Annotated in this window: 10 protein-coding genes and 1 pseudogene; 7 read left to right on the top strand and 4 right to left on the bottom strand. The window is 62.9% G+C overall.

Translation table 11 applies throughout. The features are described from left to right. Positions 1-249: 249 nt before the first annotated feature. Positions 250-689, bottom strand: a pseudogene (locus ACWUKX_RS19795) (DUF2267 domain-containing protein). Positions 690-898: 209 nt separating this feature from the next. Between ACWUKX_RS19795 and coxB the strand changes: the two are divergent. From coxB to ACWUKX_RS19765, 6 genes are all read left to right on the top strand, one after another. Beyond that, positions 899-1,876, top strand: a complete 978-nt coding sequence (coxB, locus tag ACWUKX_RS19790) for a cytochrome c oxidase subunit II (protein ID WP_456008542.1) — start codon at positions 899-901, stop codon at positions 1,874-1,876. Beyond that, complete coding sequence (ctaD, locus tag ACWUKX_RS19785) at positions 1,873-4,389, top strand: cytochrome c oxidase subunit I (RefSeq protein WP_456008541.1); 2,517 nt, start codon at positions 1,873-1,875, stop codon at positions 4,387-4,389. Before coxB ends, ctaD begins: the two co-directional genes overlap by 4 nt. A gap of 7 nt (positions 4,390-4,396) precedes the next feature. Then, positions 4,397-4,777 carry a hypothetical protein gene (locus ACWUKX_RS19780; RefSeq protein ID WP_029350504.1) on the top strand — a complete coding sequence of 127 codons (381 nt, stop codon included), beginning with the start codon at positions 4,397-4,399 and terminating at the stop codon, positions 4,775-4,777. Beyond that, positions 4,774-5,397: a cytochrome c oxidase assembly protein gene (locus ACWUKX_RS19775; protein WP_456008539.1), complete on the top strand. Its 624-nt coding sequence runs from the start codon at positions 4,774-4,776 to the stop codon at positions 5,395-5,397. Before ACWUKX_RS19780 ends, ACWUKX_RS19775 begins: the two co-directional genes overlap by 4 nt. After that, positions 5,397-6,482 (top strand): c-type cytochrome, encoded by a 1,086-nt coding sequence (locus ACWUKX_RS19770; protein ID WP_456008538.1) that lies wholly within the window; start codon positions 5,397-5,399, stop codon positions 6,480-6,482. Before ACWUKX_RS19775 ends, ACWUKX_RS19770 begins: the two co-directional genes overlap by 1 nt. Before the next feature lie 62 nt (positions 6,483-6,544). Continuing rightward, positions 6,545-7,906, top strand: a complete 1,362-nt coding sequence (locus ACWUKX_RS19765) for a PQQ-dependent sugar dehydrogenase (protein ID WP_456008569.1) — start codon at positions 6,545-6,547, stop codon at positions 7,904-7,906. Between the two features lie 98 nt (positions 7,907-8,004). Here ACWUKX_RS19765 and ACWUKX_RS19760 read toward each other — a convergent pair whose 3' ends face one another. The 3 genes from ACWUKX_RS19760 to ACWUKX_RS19750 all read right to left on the bottom strand — a co-directional run bounded on the left by ACWUKX_RS19760 (position 8,005) and on the right by ACWUKX_RS19750 (position 12,273). Further along, positions 8,005-9,135 carry a GNAT family N-acetyltransferase gene (locus ACWUKX_RS19760; RefSeq protein ID WP_456008536.1) on the bottom strand — a complete coding sequence of 377 codons (1,131 nt, stop codon included), beginning with the start codon at positions 9,133-9,135 and terminating at the stop codon, positions 8,005-8,007. Next, the gene (locus ACWUKX_RS19755) at positions 9,132-10,127 is read right to left on the bottom strand and encodes a sterol desaturase family protein (RefSeq protein ID WP_456008534.1); all 996 of its coding nucleotides are present in this window, start codon (positions 10,125-10,127) and stop codon (positions 9,132-9,134) included. The genes ACWUKX_RS19760 and ACWUKX_RS19755 overlap by 4 nt, the downstream gene beginning before the upstream one ends. Before the next feature lie 238 nt (positions 10,128-10,365). Beyond that, positions 10,366-12,273 carry a heparinase II/III family protein gene (locus tag ACWUKX_RS19750; protein ID WP_456008533.1) on the bottom strand — a complete coding sequence of 636 codons (1,908 nt, stop codon included), beginning with the start codon at positions 12,271-12,273 and terminating at the stop codon, positions 10,366-10,368. 117 nt (positions 12,274-12,390) lie between these two features. On the opposite strand from ACWUKX_RS19750, the gene ACWUKX_RS19745 reads away from it, so the two are divergent. Next, positions 12,391-13,632 (top strand): glycoside hydrolase family 5 protein, encoded by a 1,242-nt coding sequence (locus tag ACWUKX_RS19745; RefSeq protein ID WP_456008531.1) that lies wholly within the window; start codon positions 12,391-12,393, stop codon positions 13,630-13,632. The last annotated feature ends 219 nt before the right edge of the window (positions 13,633-13,851 follow it).

Here is a 13,851-nt window from a genome sequence, read left to right as displayed (position 1 = left end):
CCTTCTGGCAACGAGGGAAAGGAGATGTTCCATGTTCGAGAACAGTATGTGGTTGATCGTCGTTGCTGGCGGCCCGCTACTGCTAGCAATCGTGATCGCTTACGCACTCCTCACGTGGCGCCGTCGGGGGCCTGCAGAGCGCAGAGAAAGCGATCGGGCCACTGAGCGACTTTATCGCGAGGAAAAGGACCGGCCGGGCCGAGGCAGCTGAGAACCGTATCGAGAGCTCAGACTTTTGTCTTGCTGCTGCTAAACTCCAACACTTTCGGGCCAAAGCGCCTGGATCTGCTTCGGCAACGCGTCTCGCACCTTGACCAACTGGCCGAAGTCGACATGCCTGGCGAGAACTTTGAACACGGATCTCGTCGCATCCTCGGGATTCACGGGTCGAGTGGATTTCATCTCCTCGGCCACCCGCTGCAGGAAGTCCTCCAATGAACGGCTGCTGGTCGGCAGATCACGCGGCCGATACCGATCATAGTAGGCTCCACGCACGAGAAGCGGCAGCCCCGCCCCCAAAATTGGCAGCCAGTTCGATCTGCAGCAAATCCCGCAAGGTGCGTCAAACAGCTCCCAGCATATGCCAGGCAACGCGCCTATCGGGCGCGTAATCGGCCATGATCTCGTCCAGCCAGATGTTTGTCGTCTGCAGGGTTTTTGTCAAAAACTTCCAAGCCGGTTGCGCTCATCGTCGCCTGCTTTGGCATGGACAATCCCAAGGCTCGCCCCCAACATTCGCCCTAACGCTAACTATGACGGGCATACGGGGATCGAGCGCGATTGTTTTGTCACTCGTTGAAAAATTGCCCAAATAGCAACGGCGAATGCAGCTAGTTCGAAAGCTCAGTTGCCCGGAACCTTCCGCCCCTCTCGCCGGTTTACGGCGGAGGGGTTGGAAATGGGTCAATATTTCAGCCTGTCCGCTGCGTCATTATCGCTGGCGAGCGGCTTTGCCGGCGCCCGGTCGGTACTTGAGCCCGCGGGAGCGGAAGCGCAGCAGATAGCCATACTGTTTTGGATAATGCTAAGTGGCGGCGCCGTCATCTGGCTGGGCGTGGTCGGCGTGCTTCTTCATTCAGCCCTATTCAACCGCCGCAGGCTGGCCGAAAAGTCTGCCAGCAGGATCATCCTTTGGGGCGGCGTGGTCTTCCCGTCGGTCACGCTTTGTGTCCTGCTCGCCTATGCACTGTGGCTGATGCCTGGCCTTCGGCCCTTCGCCCAGGCGGGCGCCGCCGGCCTGCGGATTGAAATCACCGGCAGGCAGTTCTGGTGGGAAGTTGTCTACCGCCCAGCTCAGGGACCGCCGGTCGCGTCCGCCAACGAGGTCAGGCTGCCGGTCGGCGAGCGCGTCGAATTCACCCTGAAAAGCGCCGATGTGATCCATTCCTTCTGGATCCCACCGCTCGGCGGCAAGATGGACATGATCCCCGGTCGCACCAACAGGCTTTCGCTTATGGCTACGAAACCCGGCATCTTCCGCGGGCCCTGTGCGGAATATTGCGGCACGTCTCACGCGCTGATGGCGTTCTCGGCCGTGGCGATGGAGCCCGAAGCATTCCGGTCCTGGCTCGCCGCCCAGGCATTTCCCGCGGAAGGCGCCGGCGCGAGCGGCGGCGCGCTGTTTCTGCGCCATGGCTGCGGGTCCTGCCATTTCGTCGCGGGCACCGATGCGCGCGGCCTGATCGGCCCGGATCTTTCGCATCTCGGTTCCCGCGCCACCGTCGGAGCCGGCATCCTGCCCAACACCGAAGACGCCGTCGCCCGCTTCATCGCCCGGTCCGAACTAATCAAGCCCGGCTCCAGGATGCCGGCCTTCGACATGTTGCCGCCGGACGACATTCGCGCCATCGCCGCCTGGCTGAGAGGCCTGCAATGAGCGCTGCGATCAAGAAGCGCTCGCCGGAGGAATACAAGGCGCAGGAGGAGCGGCTGCGCGCCGTCTGGGCCAATCCGGCCGGCTGGCGCTACTGGACCTCGGTGAACAATGTCCAGATCGGCCTCTGGTACGGCTCGGCGGCTTTCGCCTTCATGCTGTTCGCCGGCGCGCTCGCGCTGCTGATGCGCCTGCATCTCGCCGTGCCCGACAACGACTTCCTGTCGGCCGACTTCTTCAACCAGGCTTTCACCCTGCACGGTACGGTGATGATGTTCCTGTTCGCGGTGCCGATCTTCGAGGCAGTCGCGATCTTCCTCCTGCCGCCGATGCTGGGCGCGCGCGAGATGCCGTTTCCGCGCCTGGGGGCGTTCAGTTTTTGGAGCTTTTTCCTCGGCGGTATCTTCGTCTGCGGCTCCATCTTCTTCAGCGCGGCGCCGTCGGCAGGCTGGTTCATGTATCCGCCGCTCGCCACCGACAAGGAGTTCTCCGGCATCGGCGCCGACATCTGGCTGCTCGGCCTTTCCTTCATCGAAGTCGCCTCGATCGCGGCCGCCGTCGAGCTCATCGTCGGCATCATGAAATGCCGCGCGCCGGGCATGCGCATCAACCTGATGCCGCTCTTCGCCTGGTACCTGTTGATCGTTGCTGGAATGATCCTGTTCGCCTTCCCGCCGCTGATCGCCGGCGACCTCCTGTTCGAGATTGAACGGATGTTCGATTGGCCGTTCTTCGACGCAGCGCGCGGCGGCGACCCGCTGCTGTGGCAGCATCTGTTCTGGATCTTCGGCCATCCGGAAGTCTACATCATCTTCCTGCCGGCGATCGCGCTGATGGCGATGATCGTGCCGACTTTTTCCCAGCGTCCAATCGTCGGTTATTCCTGGATCGTGCTCGCGGCAGTGGGAACGGGATTCCTTTCTTTCGGCCTGTGGGTACACCACATGTTTGCGACAGGTCTGCCGCAGATCTCGCTGGCCTTCTTCTCGGCGGCCTCCGAGGCGGTGGCGATCCCGACGGGCGTGCAGATCTTCGTCTTCATCGCCACCATGCTCGCCGGCCGGGTGATTTTCTCGACCCCGATGCTGTTCGGCACCGGAGGGCTGGCCATCTTCGTCATCGGCGGGCTGACGGGCGTCATGGTGGCGCTCGCACCCTTCGACTGGCAGGCGCACGACACGTACTTTGTCGTCGCGCACCTCCATTATGTGCTGATCGGCGGCATGCTTTTTCCGGTCGTGGCCGGGCTCTATTATTACTATCCGCTGATCGACGCGAAGAAGCTCTCCGACCGTCTCGGGCGGCTCGCCTTCTGGCTGATGTTCTGCGGCTTCAACATCGCCTTCTTCCCCATGCATCTGAGCGGGCTGCGCGGCATGCCCCGGCGCGTCTTCACCTATCCGGCCGAAATCGGCTGGGACTGGCTGAACCTGATCTCGACGGCCGGAGCCTTCATTTTCGCCGCGGGCGTGCTGGTGGTTGTCTTCGACGTGCTCAGGCCGAAGCACCGGGAGCCACGCGACGAACTCAACCCGTGGAATGCTGGCACGCTGGAATGGATCTCCGAGCCGGAGGAGAACTGGGGCGTCCGCTCGATACCCATCGTGCACAGCCGCTACCCCCTCTGGGACCAGAAGGACCTTGCGCGCAAGGTCAATGGCGGCCGCTATTACCTGCCCGACGCGGAAGAGGGACGGCGCGAGGGACTGGTCACCTCCGTGCTCGACGCCGACCCCATCCAGGTGCTGCGCGTCGGCGGCAGTTCCCATGTCACCATCGTCTCGGCCCTTTCGCTCGGAGCCGCCTTCATCGCGCTTACCTTCCACTGGTGGATCGCGACGGCGATGGCCGCAATCACCTGCTTTTGCGCCGTCATCTACTGGCTCTGGACGGGCACTGGCGAAATCCCCGAGAAGCCGGAAAAGGATGTCGGCCTGGGCCTCAGCCTGCCGCTTTATGCCTCCGGCCCCGATTCGGTCGGCTGGTGGGCGATGTTCATCACCATGGTGGGCGACGGCACGGCCTTCGCCAGCCTCGTCTTCGGCTATTTCTTTTACTGGACGATCCATGCCGACTTCACCGCGGGGATTGCCGGGCCTGATGCGATCTGGTCGCTGCTGGCTGCCATCCTGTTCGCTGCAGCGTGGGGCCTGATGGTGGCGGCCCGCATGTTTAACAGGCGCGGCGCCACGGCCACTGTGCGCGGCTTGCTGGTAGCGTCCCTGCTGACCACCGTTGCCGCGTCCGCCGCAGGCTTGGCCGCGCCGTGGTCTCCCGGCATGGACCCGACGCGCCACGTCTATCCCGCAATCGTGTGGATCCTCGTGATCTGGGTGCTCGCTCATGCCGCGCTCGGCACGGTAATGCAGGCCTATTGCCTGGCCCGCTCTTTGGCCGGCCGACTGACGCCGAAGCATGACATGGATCTAAGCAACGTGGTGCTCTACTGGCATTTTCTGCTGGTCACCGCCGTCATCACCTTCGCCATCATTGGCCTCTTTCCGGCAGCGATGTGAGGCGGCGATGCGGCTCATCCCGAAACAGATTGAAACGCTCTGGACGCTGTTTACCGCGCCCGTGGTGTGGGCTGCGCATTTCCTCGTTTGCTACATCGGCGCGGCGGTCTATTGCGCTAAGCCCGAGCTTATCGGGCTGAGCTTCAGCGCTGTGCGCGCGGGCATCGCCGCCGCCACTCTGATCGCCCTCTCGCTCATCGCGCTATCCGCATGGCTCGCCTGGCGGCAATGGGGCTTCGGCACAGACGATCCGCCGCACGACGATCCGACGAGACGCGACCGGACCCTGTTCCAGGGCTTTGCGACGCTGCTGCTCTCGGGTCTCAGCTTCATCGCCGTGATCTTCACCGCGATGCCGGCATTGTTCCTGACGGAGTGTATCCGGTGAGACGCGCCTGCCTCATCCTCGGTCTCCTCGTCCTCGCCCTGGTCTGGGTCGGACCGCTGCTCGATGCCTGGCGGGATTCGTTTTCGGCGCACATGCTGGCGCATATGGGAGTGGTAGCGATCGCTGCGCCGCTGATGGCGATTGGAATCCCGCTCCGCCCGAAACCAGATGCAAACCGGGCGTTCAGCCTCGCCCTTCCCGCCTCCCTCGTCGAGCTTATCATTGTCTGGTCCTGGCACGCGCCGGCCTTGCGGACGCTGGCGCAAAGCTCGCTGTTTGCGACCGCCATCGAGCAGGCCACGTTCCTCGCCGCCGGGCTGTTCCTGTGGCTGGCCTGCCTGCCGCGCCGCGGTTCGGACATCACAGGCAATGCCGCCGGCGCCTTCGCCTTGCTTCTCACGTCCATCCATATGACCTTGCTCGGGGCGCTGCTGGCGCTGACCCCGAGGCCGCTTTACGGGACGGGCGAGATAAGCTGCTTCGGCGTCGCGCTTTCCGCGCAGCAGGATCAGGAACTTGGCGGCGTAATCATGCTTTTGGTCGGCGCGGCGGTCTATCTGGCCGGCGGCGTGACGCTTTTCGCGCGCTTGCTCGCCGCCCCGCCGCGGAAGGCGGTCTGATGCATATCAGTTGGAAGAAGCTCGCCATCGCACTTGCCATTCTGCCCTTCGTCGTGGTGCTGGCCGCCTGGATCGGCTTTTTCAATGTCGGTGCGTCAAGCGGCCACTGGAAGATCACGGAATGGTTTCTCCAATTCGCCATGCGATCGGCTGTGCGCACCTATGCGCTGGCGGTCGACGTTCCAGAAGCTCTGCCGCGTCATGCGATCCAGCCGGCCGCCGGACATTTCGCGGGCGGCTGCGCCATCTGTCACGGTGCGCCGGGCGAGCCGCGATCTCCTGTCGTCATGAGAATGCTGCCGCAGCCGCCTGACCTTGCCGGGGCCGTCGGCGAATGGTCCGACGCGGAACTTTTCCGCATCGTCAAGCACGGCGTGCGCTTCACCGGCATGCCGGCCTGGCCGACGCAGGAACGCGACGACGAGGTCTGGGCGATGGTAGCCTTCCTGCGCGAACTGCCGTCGATGGACGAAGCCACCTACCGTGACCTCGCCTATGGAGCAAGGCTTGCGCCTCCTGAAGGCGCTGCCGCAACCCTACGGCAGGCGCTCGCGGATTGCGGCCGCTGCCACGGTGGGGACGGTCTCGGGCGCGGTCCTGCGATCCCCGTTCTCGCCGGGCAGAGCGAAGCCTATCTCCTAGAAAGCCTGCGTGCCTATGCCGAGGAAGGTCGGGCAAGCGGCTTGATGAGCCTGCCCGCCATTGCGGCAGGGCCTCAATCCTGGCCGGATCTGGCCAAGCATTTCGCCGCCCTGCCGACGAGGCACCCCGGGGGCGAGGGCGATCCAGCACTTGTCCGGCGCGGCAGGGAAATCGCCGAGAGGGGTATCAAGGAGGCCGGCGTGCCAGCCTGTCTCGGCTGTCACGGACGACAGGACCGCAGCCCGCTCTATCCCTCCATCGCCGGCCAGCCCGAGCGCTATATCGAGGCGCAGCTTGGGCTGTTCAGGGCGGGAAAGCGGGGTGGAACGCGCTTCGGCCATCTCATGGCCAGTGCCGCGAAGGGTCTCACGGACGACGACGTCCGCGCGCTTGCGGCCTACTTCGCCCTATCCGCCGCTCCATCCGCAACCGGAACGCGATAAGCGCGTTTGCGTTCTTTCACATTTTCGAGGTTCTGGTGAAAAAGTTGCTTGCCGCCCTTCTCATGCTGATCGTTCTTTTCGTCGTCGCCGGCGGAGCGGTCTTCTTCCTGTCGCGCGAAGAGGCGACGGTTCCGATCGCGGAGACCTATGGCCCCAACCCGACCCTGCCGGAGCCCAATCCGACTTGGCTGCCGACCGTCCATGTCGCCAAGGCCGCGCCATGGCCGCAGGGCACGAAGCCGACGGCGGCCCAGGGATTTGCAGTAAACGAGTTTGCCGGCGGGCTCGACCATCCGCGCTGGCTATACGTGCTGCCAAACGGCGACGTGCTGGTGGCCGAGAGCAATGCCCCGCCCAAGCCGGACGAGGGCTTCAGAATACGCAGCATACGCAGCTTCTTCATAGAGAGCTTACGCAGCATACGCCGCTTCTTCACAAACCTCTTCCAGAGCCAGGCCGGCGCGCAAACGTCTAGCGCCAATCGCATCTCGTTGCTGCGCGATCAGGATGGCGACGGGGTGGCGGAAACCAAAACGGCCTTCCTCACCGGGCTGTTCTCGCCATTCGGCATGACGCTACTTAACGGCAAGCTCTACGTCGCCAACGCCAATGCAATTGTGGCCTTTCCCTACCAGGAGGGCGCGACCGAGATCACCGCACCGGCGGAGAAGATCGTCGACCTGCCTGCGGGGAGGAACCACCACTGGACCAAGGACATGACCGCCTCGCAGGACGGCACGAAGCTCTATGCGACGGTCGGATCCAATTCCAATGTCGGCGAGAACGGCTTGGAGGAAGAGGAGAACCGCGCCGCAGTGCTGGAGATCGATCTCGCTTCGAAGCAGTCGCGTCTCTTCGCCTCCGGGCTGCGCAATCCGAACGGCCTGTCCTGGAATCCGGAAAGCGGCGAACTCTGGGTCGCCGTCAACGAGCGCGACGAGATCGGCAGCGACCTCGTGCCGGACTACATGACTTCGGTGAAGGATGGCGGCTTCTACGGCTGGCCTTACAGCTACTACGGCCAGCATGTCGATAATCGCGTCAAGCCGCAGCGGCCCGACCTCGTCGCCCAGGCGATCAAGCCGGACTATGCGCTCGGGGCGCACACGGCTTCATTGGGACTGACCTTCAACACGGGCGACCTGTTCGGTCCTCAATACAGGAATGGCGCGTTCGTCGGCCAGCATGGCTCGTGGAATCGCAAGCCGCGCAGCGGCTACAAGGTGATTTTCGTGCCGTTTACCGGCGGCAAGCCGTCAGGCCCGCCTCAGGACATCCTCACCGGCTTCCTGAGCGAGGACGACAAGGCCTTTGGCCGTCCTGTGGGAGTGGCGATAGACCGGCGCGGCGCCCTGCTGGTGGCGGATGATGTCGGCAACAAGGTCTGGCGGGTCGTGCCATCTCAGACGCAATCGGCACTTTGAGCGGTTCGTGCTGCCGGCGATCCGACGAGGGAAGCGATAGGACAGCACTTGCCATTGCCTGTCGGACACGGTGTTCCGGGCGCCGATCAAGCCGAAAATCAAGCTGTCGGCACCAGTCCGCGCCCGCGTACATGCCGGACCCTCTGGCGCATACGATCGGCAAGAGAAGCGAGCGAGCCTTGCGCCGTGCGCGTCCCAAGAACGGATTGCAGGACAACGCCCTGCGTTGCGAATTTGTGCTTGAACGACTCTGCGCCGCACAGGAAATCGACCGTGCCCAAGCCGTGATCGATCGACCACCGTATGTAGTCCATCATCAGGATCATGCCGGGCGACGCCTGGCTGAAATCCGGATCGAAAGTGGTCACGAAGGCCATCATGGTGTGGTGCTGGACGAAGTTGATGGAGACTGCGACCATCGCGCCATTGCATTCAAGTACGAAAATGTGCAGCACGCCGGCGCGCGCCAGCGCCTCGACGAGTGCGGCGAGTACTGGCGCTCCCTCTTCGAAAAGTTGGGATTCACGCTTGCGCTCCACCAGCCATCTGCGCTTCAGGGCAGAGAGGCGGTCCAGTACCGGCTGTAGCGGCTCGTCTGGCGCAAGCAGGCGAAATTTCATTTCCCCGGCTTCTTCCAGCGTCTTGACGCCGCGCCGATAGTTCTGCCGCGTCTTTTTCGATTGCTCCGCGAACCACGCGGCTCCGCTCTCCCATTGTCCTGCGACGCGATAGCTGACTTCCTCTCTGTGATTGGGGCGAAGCCTGATCCCGCCGGAGGTATCCGGAGTGAAAATTCTGCGGACCGCCGCACCCGGCAAGAGATGATTGAGAAAGGCAATATCGAAGCCACCGGCTTCACAGATCCGGGCCCATACGTCCTGCAGCGCCGATGAGGAGCATTCCGGAGCAACGAGAATATCCCCGTAATCGGTATAGCTGCCGGCCGCCCATTCGAGAAACCGCAGGCCTTTGCGCTTGCCGATCGCCATGGGAAAGACGGCAACGAGCCTGTCACCATTCCAGACCAACCCGATCCGCAGCGCGCGCTGGTCACGGTCCGCTACGGTACGCCACCATGCCGAAATCCAGGCATGGCTCTGAAAGATCAGCCCTTCGGTGCGATGCCAAAGATGCATCCAATCGGCTTCGATCGCAGCCAGGCGATCCGCCGAGCGGACAACTTCCAGGCGCTCTGCGCTCGAAGCGTCAATCGAAACAATGGTGTTCATGAAGGGGAACGATCCTGTGGCTGTGCGATGACATCGAGACGCCTCTGGAACAGTTTGGCGACATGCCCTCCCATCTTCTTGAGCGGCAGGATGTAAAGCCCAAAGAGCGATTGATAGTCGCGCACATCGCGATCTATCAGGCCAAATTTGAGGTCTTCATCCGGATCCGGGACAAACTGCGTCCCGAACAGGCGATCCCAGAACGAAAACAGCAGGCCAAAATTCTTGTCGTAGTGGCGAGGGTCGATGCTGTGGTGCACCTGGTGCCAGTGCGGACACAAGATGATGTTGTTCAACCGGCCGAAGGAAATCTTGAAATGGGTATGGCGAACAAAGTCCATCATCAGGATGTTGCGAATGACATAGACGTTGATGCCGAAGATAGCGATCTCTACAGGATCGAGCGCGATCAGGCTCCAGATGCCGAAGCATATCCCCGGGATGACACCATCCCAGATACGGTTCATCAGATCGTCCAGCGGATGAACCCGATCCTTGGTGATTCCCACCATCACCTCGGCCGAATGATGCACTTTGTGCAATTCCCATAGGAACGGGAAGTGGTGTTGGGCGACATGGTAGAGATAGTACGAAATGTCGTAGGCGATCAGCATGGTTGCGGTGAAGATGACGATCGTCACCGGTCCGGCCGGGCCGTCGATGAGCGGCGCCTGGATATCAAGGAGCCAGCCGATTGCCTGGTGCGTCCCATAGCCCACGGCGGCAACGAAGGTGACGCCGGCAGGGATGAGCAGGAAAGGCATTATCGCCCGTTTAGTGACCCAAAATAGGACATCCGCTCGCGCCGACGGATGCAGGATGACTTCCGCCGGGAAAGCGAAATCGAAAAAGTCCCTGAGGGACTTGTGCTCGACAGTTCGCCAGTAAGCGACCACCGCGCTCCCCAGTGCCGTGAGAAATAGGAGGCCGAGCGTCACCAGATTGACGTTCGAAAGCTTTTCCACAATCACTCTGGCGAATTCAGAAAACATCGGTGCAGTGGCTCCTGGGCCGTAAAATGGCTACCGGCGAATTACGAAGCAAAAAACTTGCCAAACCCACTGCATGTTGCCCGCAACCAGGTGGCTATTGCGGCTGCAACGAGCAAAAGCATGCCGGATTTGCGCCAGATTAGCAGTTCAACCGTAACAAAACGCTAAATGTCGGAACGTAATTAATCTCGAATACGGCCGGAACAGCGGATGGCCCGCTCTGCTGCTGCGCCGGTCGCTATCGTTGCGACGGTGGGATTGCCGCGAGGTGGATCTTAATTCCGTCTTCGCCCACTTCGCCGTGCCAGGCGATGCGTTCGGCTGGCTGCCTGGCGCCAAAACGCGGTGAAACCCAGCCGCCCTGCCCCGGTGCGTCGCCGCCGGCGCGGATGTCGACCGCAGCGTCCGGAAACCGAATGGTCATCAGCGGCTCGTCGCCGCGCAGCACTATGATCGTGCTTCCGTCTCGGTTGGTGCCGAGGCCGGCTGCGAGTTGAAAGACGACCTCGGCCACGCGCCTGCCGCCGAGCAGTTGGTCGGTCACGACGATCCCGTCGGCCTGGTGCGTCACGGTGCGCTGATGCACGACACCGAAGCGGCTTCTATACCCGTCATGCCGGGCGCGCAGCTTCCAGTGCGTTCCCGGCTCGCTCTCCACCAATGCCGCAACCGCCTTGTGCGACCAGTTGAACATCCCGGCGATGATGCTTTGGCTTTTGCCCTCGATATTCAGCGTGTTATGCGCCGGTGTCGAGCGGAACCAGTCGCGCCAGACGCCCCCCGAACCGTAGAGCCAGGTGCCGGGGTCAACCAGCACCGGCTCGCCATCGATGCACAAGGTGAGCGACAGCGCGTCGGCATGGCCGTGAGCCGCTATCGAGAGATAGCCGAGCGGGCCGTGGTCGAAGGTCAGATCGATGCTGCGGCCATTCATCTCACCGCGCCAGACGGAGAGCCCGCCTTGCGTGAACGTTTGCAACCCATGCGACGCCGGTGCCGGTTCCGACGGCCTGCCAAAGAAAAGCGCCCGAAAATCGTGTGGCGCCGCCGCGTTGCCCGGCATCTGTAAAAAGCCACGGATGGCGGCGGCGACGGATCGGACATAGTCCGGCTCGTCCCCGAGCGTCAGCACGCGACCTTCATCGTTGTCGCCAAAGCCGGCAGCTGGGGAGAGCCAAGCGACGAAATTGGCAAATGCGGCCAGACGCGCTTCGACGGGCGAGGGAAACGGCGTTCCGGCCTGGCGTGCCGCAGCGGCGCACAGCAAAATTAGTTCGGCGGTGAAGGCCGCATATGTCGGGGTCTGCTCGGCACCGGCGCCATCGGCGAGAATCTGCTTGCGCGCCTCAGCCAGGAGGGCGCCGCGGACATCGTTGGATTCGGTCCCCAACGCCAGGCCGATCAGATACTCGCCAGCCAGTTCTGCGACGAGATGGTTGTTGGCGGAGGAAAATCGAGAAGGGAACCGCGGCAGCCAATAGGCGCTTGCCGCCAGTATTTCACCCACTTGCTGCCGTGTCGCCGCGCCTAATCGGTCGCCGACGAGGTCCATGGTGACAATCAGGCTGATGGCTCGCAGCGCTACTTCGATGCCGGAGGCCCAGCAAACCCCTCGAAACGGCGGATTGGCTGAATGCCAGCTGTCGATCGCCGCCTCTATGGCCATCCGGGACTGGTCGTCGCCGGCGAGAAGCAGGTGGGCGCCCAGTGGCGGCAACTGCTGCAGCCGGTTGATCTCCCAAACGTATTTTACATCGCCGCGGCCGCCGCCATGGCGAAAATCGATATCGAAAGTATGGGCCTCGGGACCCGGCCAAAGCCTGCCGGTCACCGGATCAAGGCGCCAAAGCTCGGGAGGAAACAGCCGATCTCGATCGCGCCGTGGCCATGTCCGCCCAAGTGCGGAAAACTGGCCCCCAAGCGTGTTTTGCGCCGCCGCCGCTATGGCTTGCCGTTGCTCCGGTGTCGCAGCCAGCGCAGCATCGCGCAATGCACGCAGCACCGGGTGCAACTGGGGCGAAGCGTAACGCTCCCAACCGTCGTCGCGGCGGCGCGAAGCGATCCTTCGACGCTGCTCGCCCAGCCGGTGCAACACCTCGGCCGGCTCCATGCTGCGCAACCGGTTGATGTACCAGCCGACTCTCATACGCGCTCCGCCAAGGTTTCGATTCTTATATACCATGCTGTCGAAAAGCCGCACGACGGCAATCCTCCTTTTCCGATCCTGCGGTTAATATCTCCGACCATGATGCGGAGAGTGGCGATGAGAAGGATGGCGTGGGTTGCAGCGTGCGTGCTCGGCATGGCGATAGCCGCCAACGCTGCGCCGATCCAGCTCCAGCGCGGCGTCGGCGTGCATGAATGGCTCAACTGGTCGCCGGTCGAGGACGATGGATCCTACAGTTGGCCGCCCTATCGCAGCGAGGAGGAGTGGCGCGCTGGACACAGGCCGCTCACCGATTGGCCGGATGGCGAAGTGTTTGCGCGCATTCGATCGATGGGCTTCGACTTCGTCCGGCTGAGCGTCGACCCCGGCCCTCTGCTTGCCAGCGAGGGCGCCAAACGGCAGCAGGCGCTGGACATACTTGCCGCAGCGGTCGAGCGGGTCACGTCGGCCGGCCTTAAGGTGGTTTTCGACCTGCACGGCGTCACCCAGGTTCCGGCCTACAGCATGGAGATGATCTATGACGGTGCCGACAGCGAAGGCGTTGCCAGCTATCGCGAAATGGTTGTGGCGGTCGCCACCATGCTGGCCAGGGTTGGCACCGACAAGGTAGCCTTCGAGCCTTACAACGAGCCGGCATACTACCCCTGTGATTCGAGCGGCAGCGATGACTGGCAGCGGATCATGGCAGACACGGTCCGCGATATTCGCGCAGTCAGCAGCGAACTCACCATCGTCGCAACAGGCGCCTGTGGCGGCAGCATTGCCGGGCTGGTCAATCTCACCCCGGGCTTTGACGATCCGAACCTCTACTACAGCTTCCATATGTACGAGCCGCACAGTTTCACGCACCAGCGGCCCGACGGGACAGGCGCCTTCGCCTCGGGCCTGCCCTGGCCGGCCGACAGCAGTACGCCCGAAAAGGTGACCGAAACCCTTAAGGCGCAGATGGACGCCGCCGGCCTGAGCCCGGTCGAGCAAATGATGAACATGGTCGCGGCGCGTGAAGCAATCGCCCGATATTTCGAGCACAATTGGGGCTCGAGCCAACTCGAGGCGAGCTTCCGTCAGGCGGTCGACTGGGCCGAGGCGCATGGCATTCCAAGCCGACGGCTCTTCATGGGTGAATTCGGTGCGATCCTCATGTCTGCGGACGGCCGCATGGGCGCATTCGACGCCGACCGTCTGCGCTATCTCAAGGCGGTGCGCCAGCAGGCGGAACGCTTCGCGATACCATGGTCTGTCTGGGAATTCTCCAATCCCTATGGGATGACCGTTATCCGGCCCGAAGGGCCCGCGGTCCCGGACCAGGAGATGATGCGGGCACTGGGCCTGCCGTAGCCATTGCGCCTCTTGACGGATGAGCAGCCGGGCGGCAACGCCAATCCTGTCCCCGCCACAAACTAGTGATCAATCACGCGACGGCAAGAGCTGCCGTCTCCGCGGCAACCGTCGGTGGCACGTCATTCAGGAACGGCAGAGCCTGATCGAACCGGTCAAGCCCGCCTTTGAAACACCTTGGCGGCTTTCTCCGCGGTCCGGTTCGTCGGCAACCAAGTG

The sequence above is a fragment of the Mesorhizobium sp. f-mel genome (assembly GCF_053850215.1).
The sequence above is the reverse complement of the archived record's forward strand: the minus strand, read 5'-3'. Positions and strand labels throughout refer to the sequence as shown.

Coding starts and splice junctions, on each gene's coding strand:
- coxB (WP_456008542.1), top strand. CDS start 899: ATGGGTCAATATTTCAGCCTGTCCGCTGCGTCATTATCGCTGGCGAGC.
- ctaD (WP_456008541.1), top strand. CDS start 1,873: ATGAGCGCTGCGATCAAGAAGCGCTCGCCGGAGGAATACAAGGCGCAG.
- ACWUKX_RS19780 (WP_029350504.1), top strand. CDS start 4,397: ATGCGGCTCATCCCGAAACAGATTGAAACGCTCTGGACGCTGTTTACC.
- ACWUKX_RS19770 (WP_456008538.1), top strand. CDS start 5,397: ATGCATATCAGTTGGAAGAAGCTCGCCATCGCACTTGCCATTCTGCCC.
- ACWUKX_RS19765 (WP_456008569.1), top strand. CDS start 6,545: ATGCTGATCGTTCTTTTCGTCGTCGCCGGCGGAGCGGTCTTCTTCCTG.
- ACWUKX_RS19760 (WP_456008536.1), bottom strand. CDS start 9,135: ATGAACACCATTGTTTCGATTGACGCTTCGAGCGCAGAGCGCCTGGAA.
- ACWUKX_RS19755 (WP_456008534.1), bottom strand. CDS start 10,127: ATGTTTTCTGAATTCGCCAGAGTGATTGTGGAAAAGCTTTCGAACGTC.
- ACWUKX_RS19750 (WP_456008533.1), bottom strand. CDS start 12,273: ATGAGAGTCGGCTGGTACATCAACCGGTTGCGCAGCATGGAGCCGGCC.
- ACWUKX_RS19745 (WP_456008531.1), top strand. CDS start 12,391: ATGAGAAGGATGGCGTGGGTTGCAGCGTGCGTGCTCGGCATGGCGATA.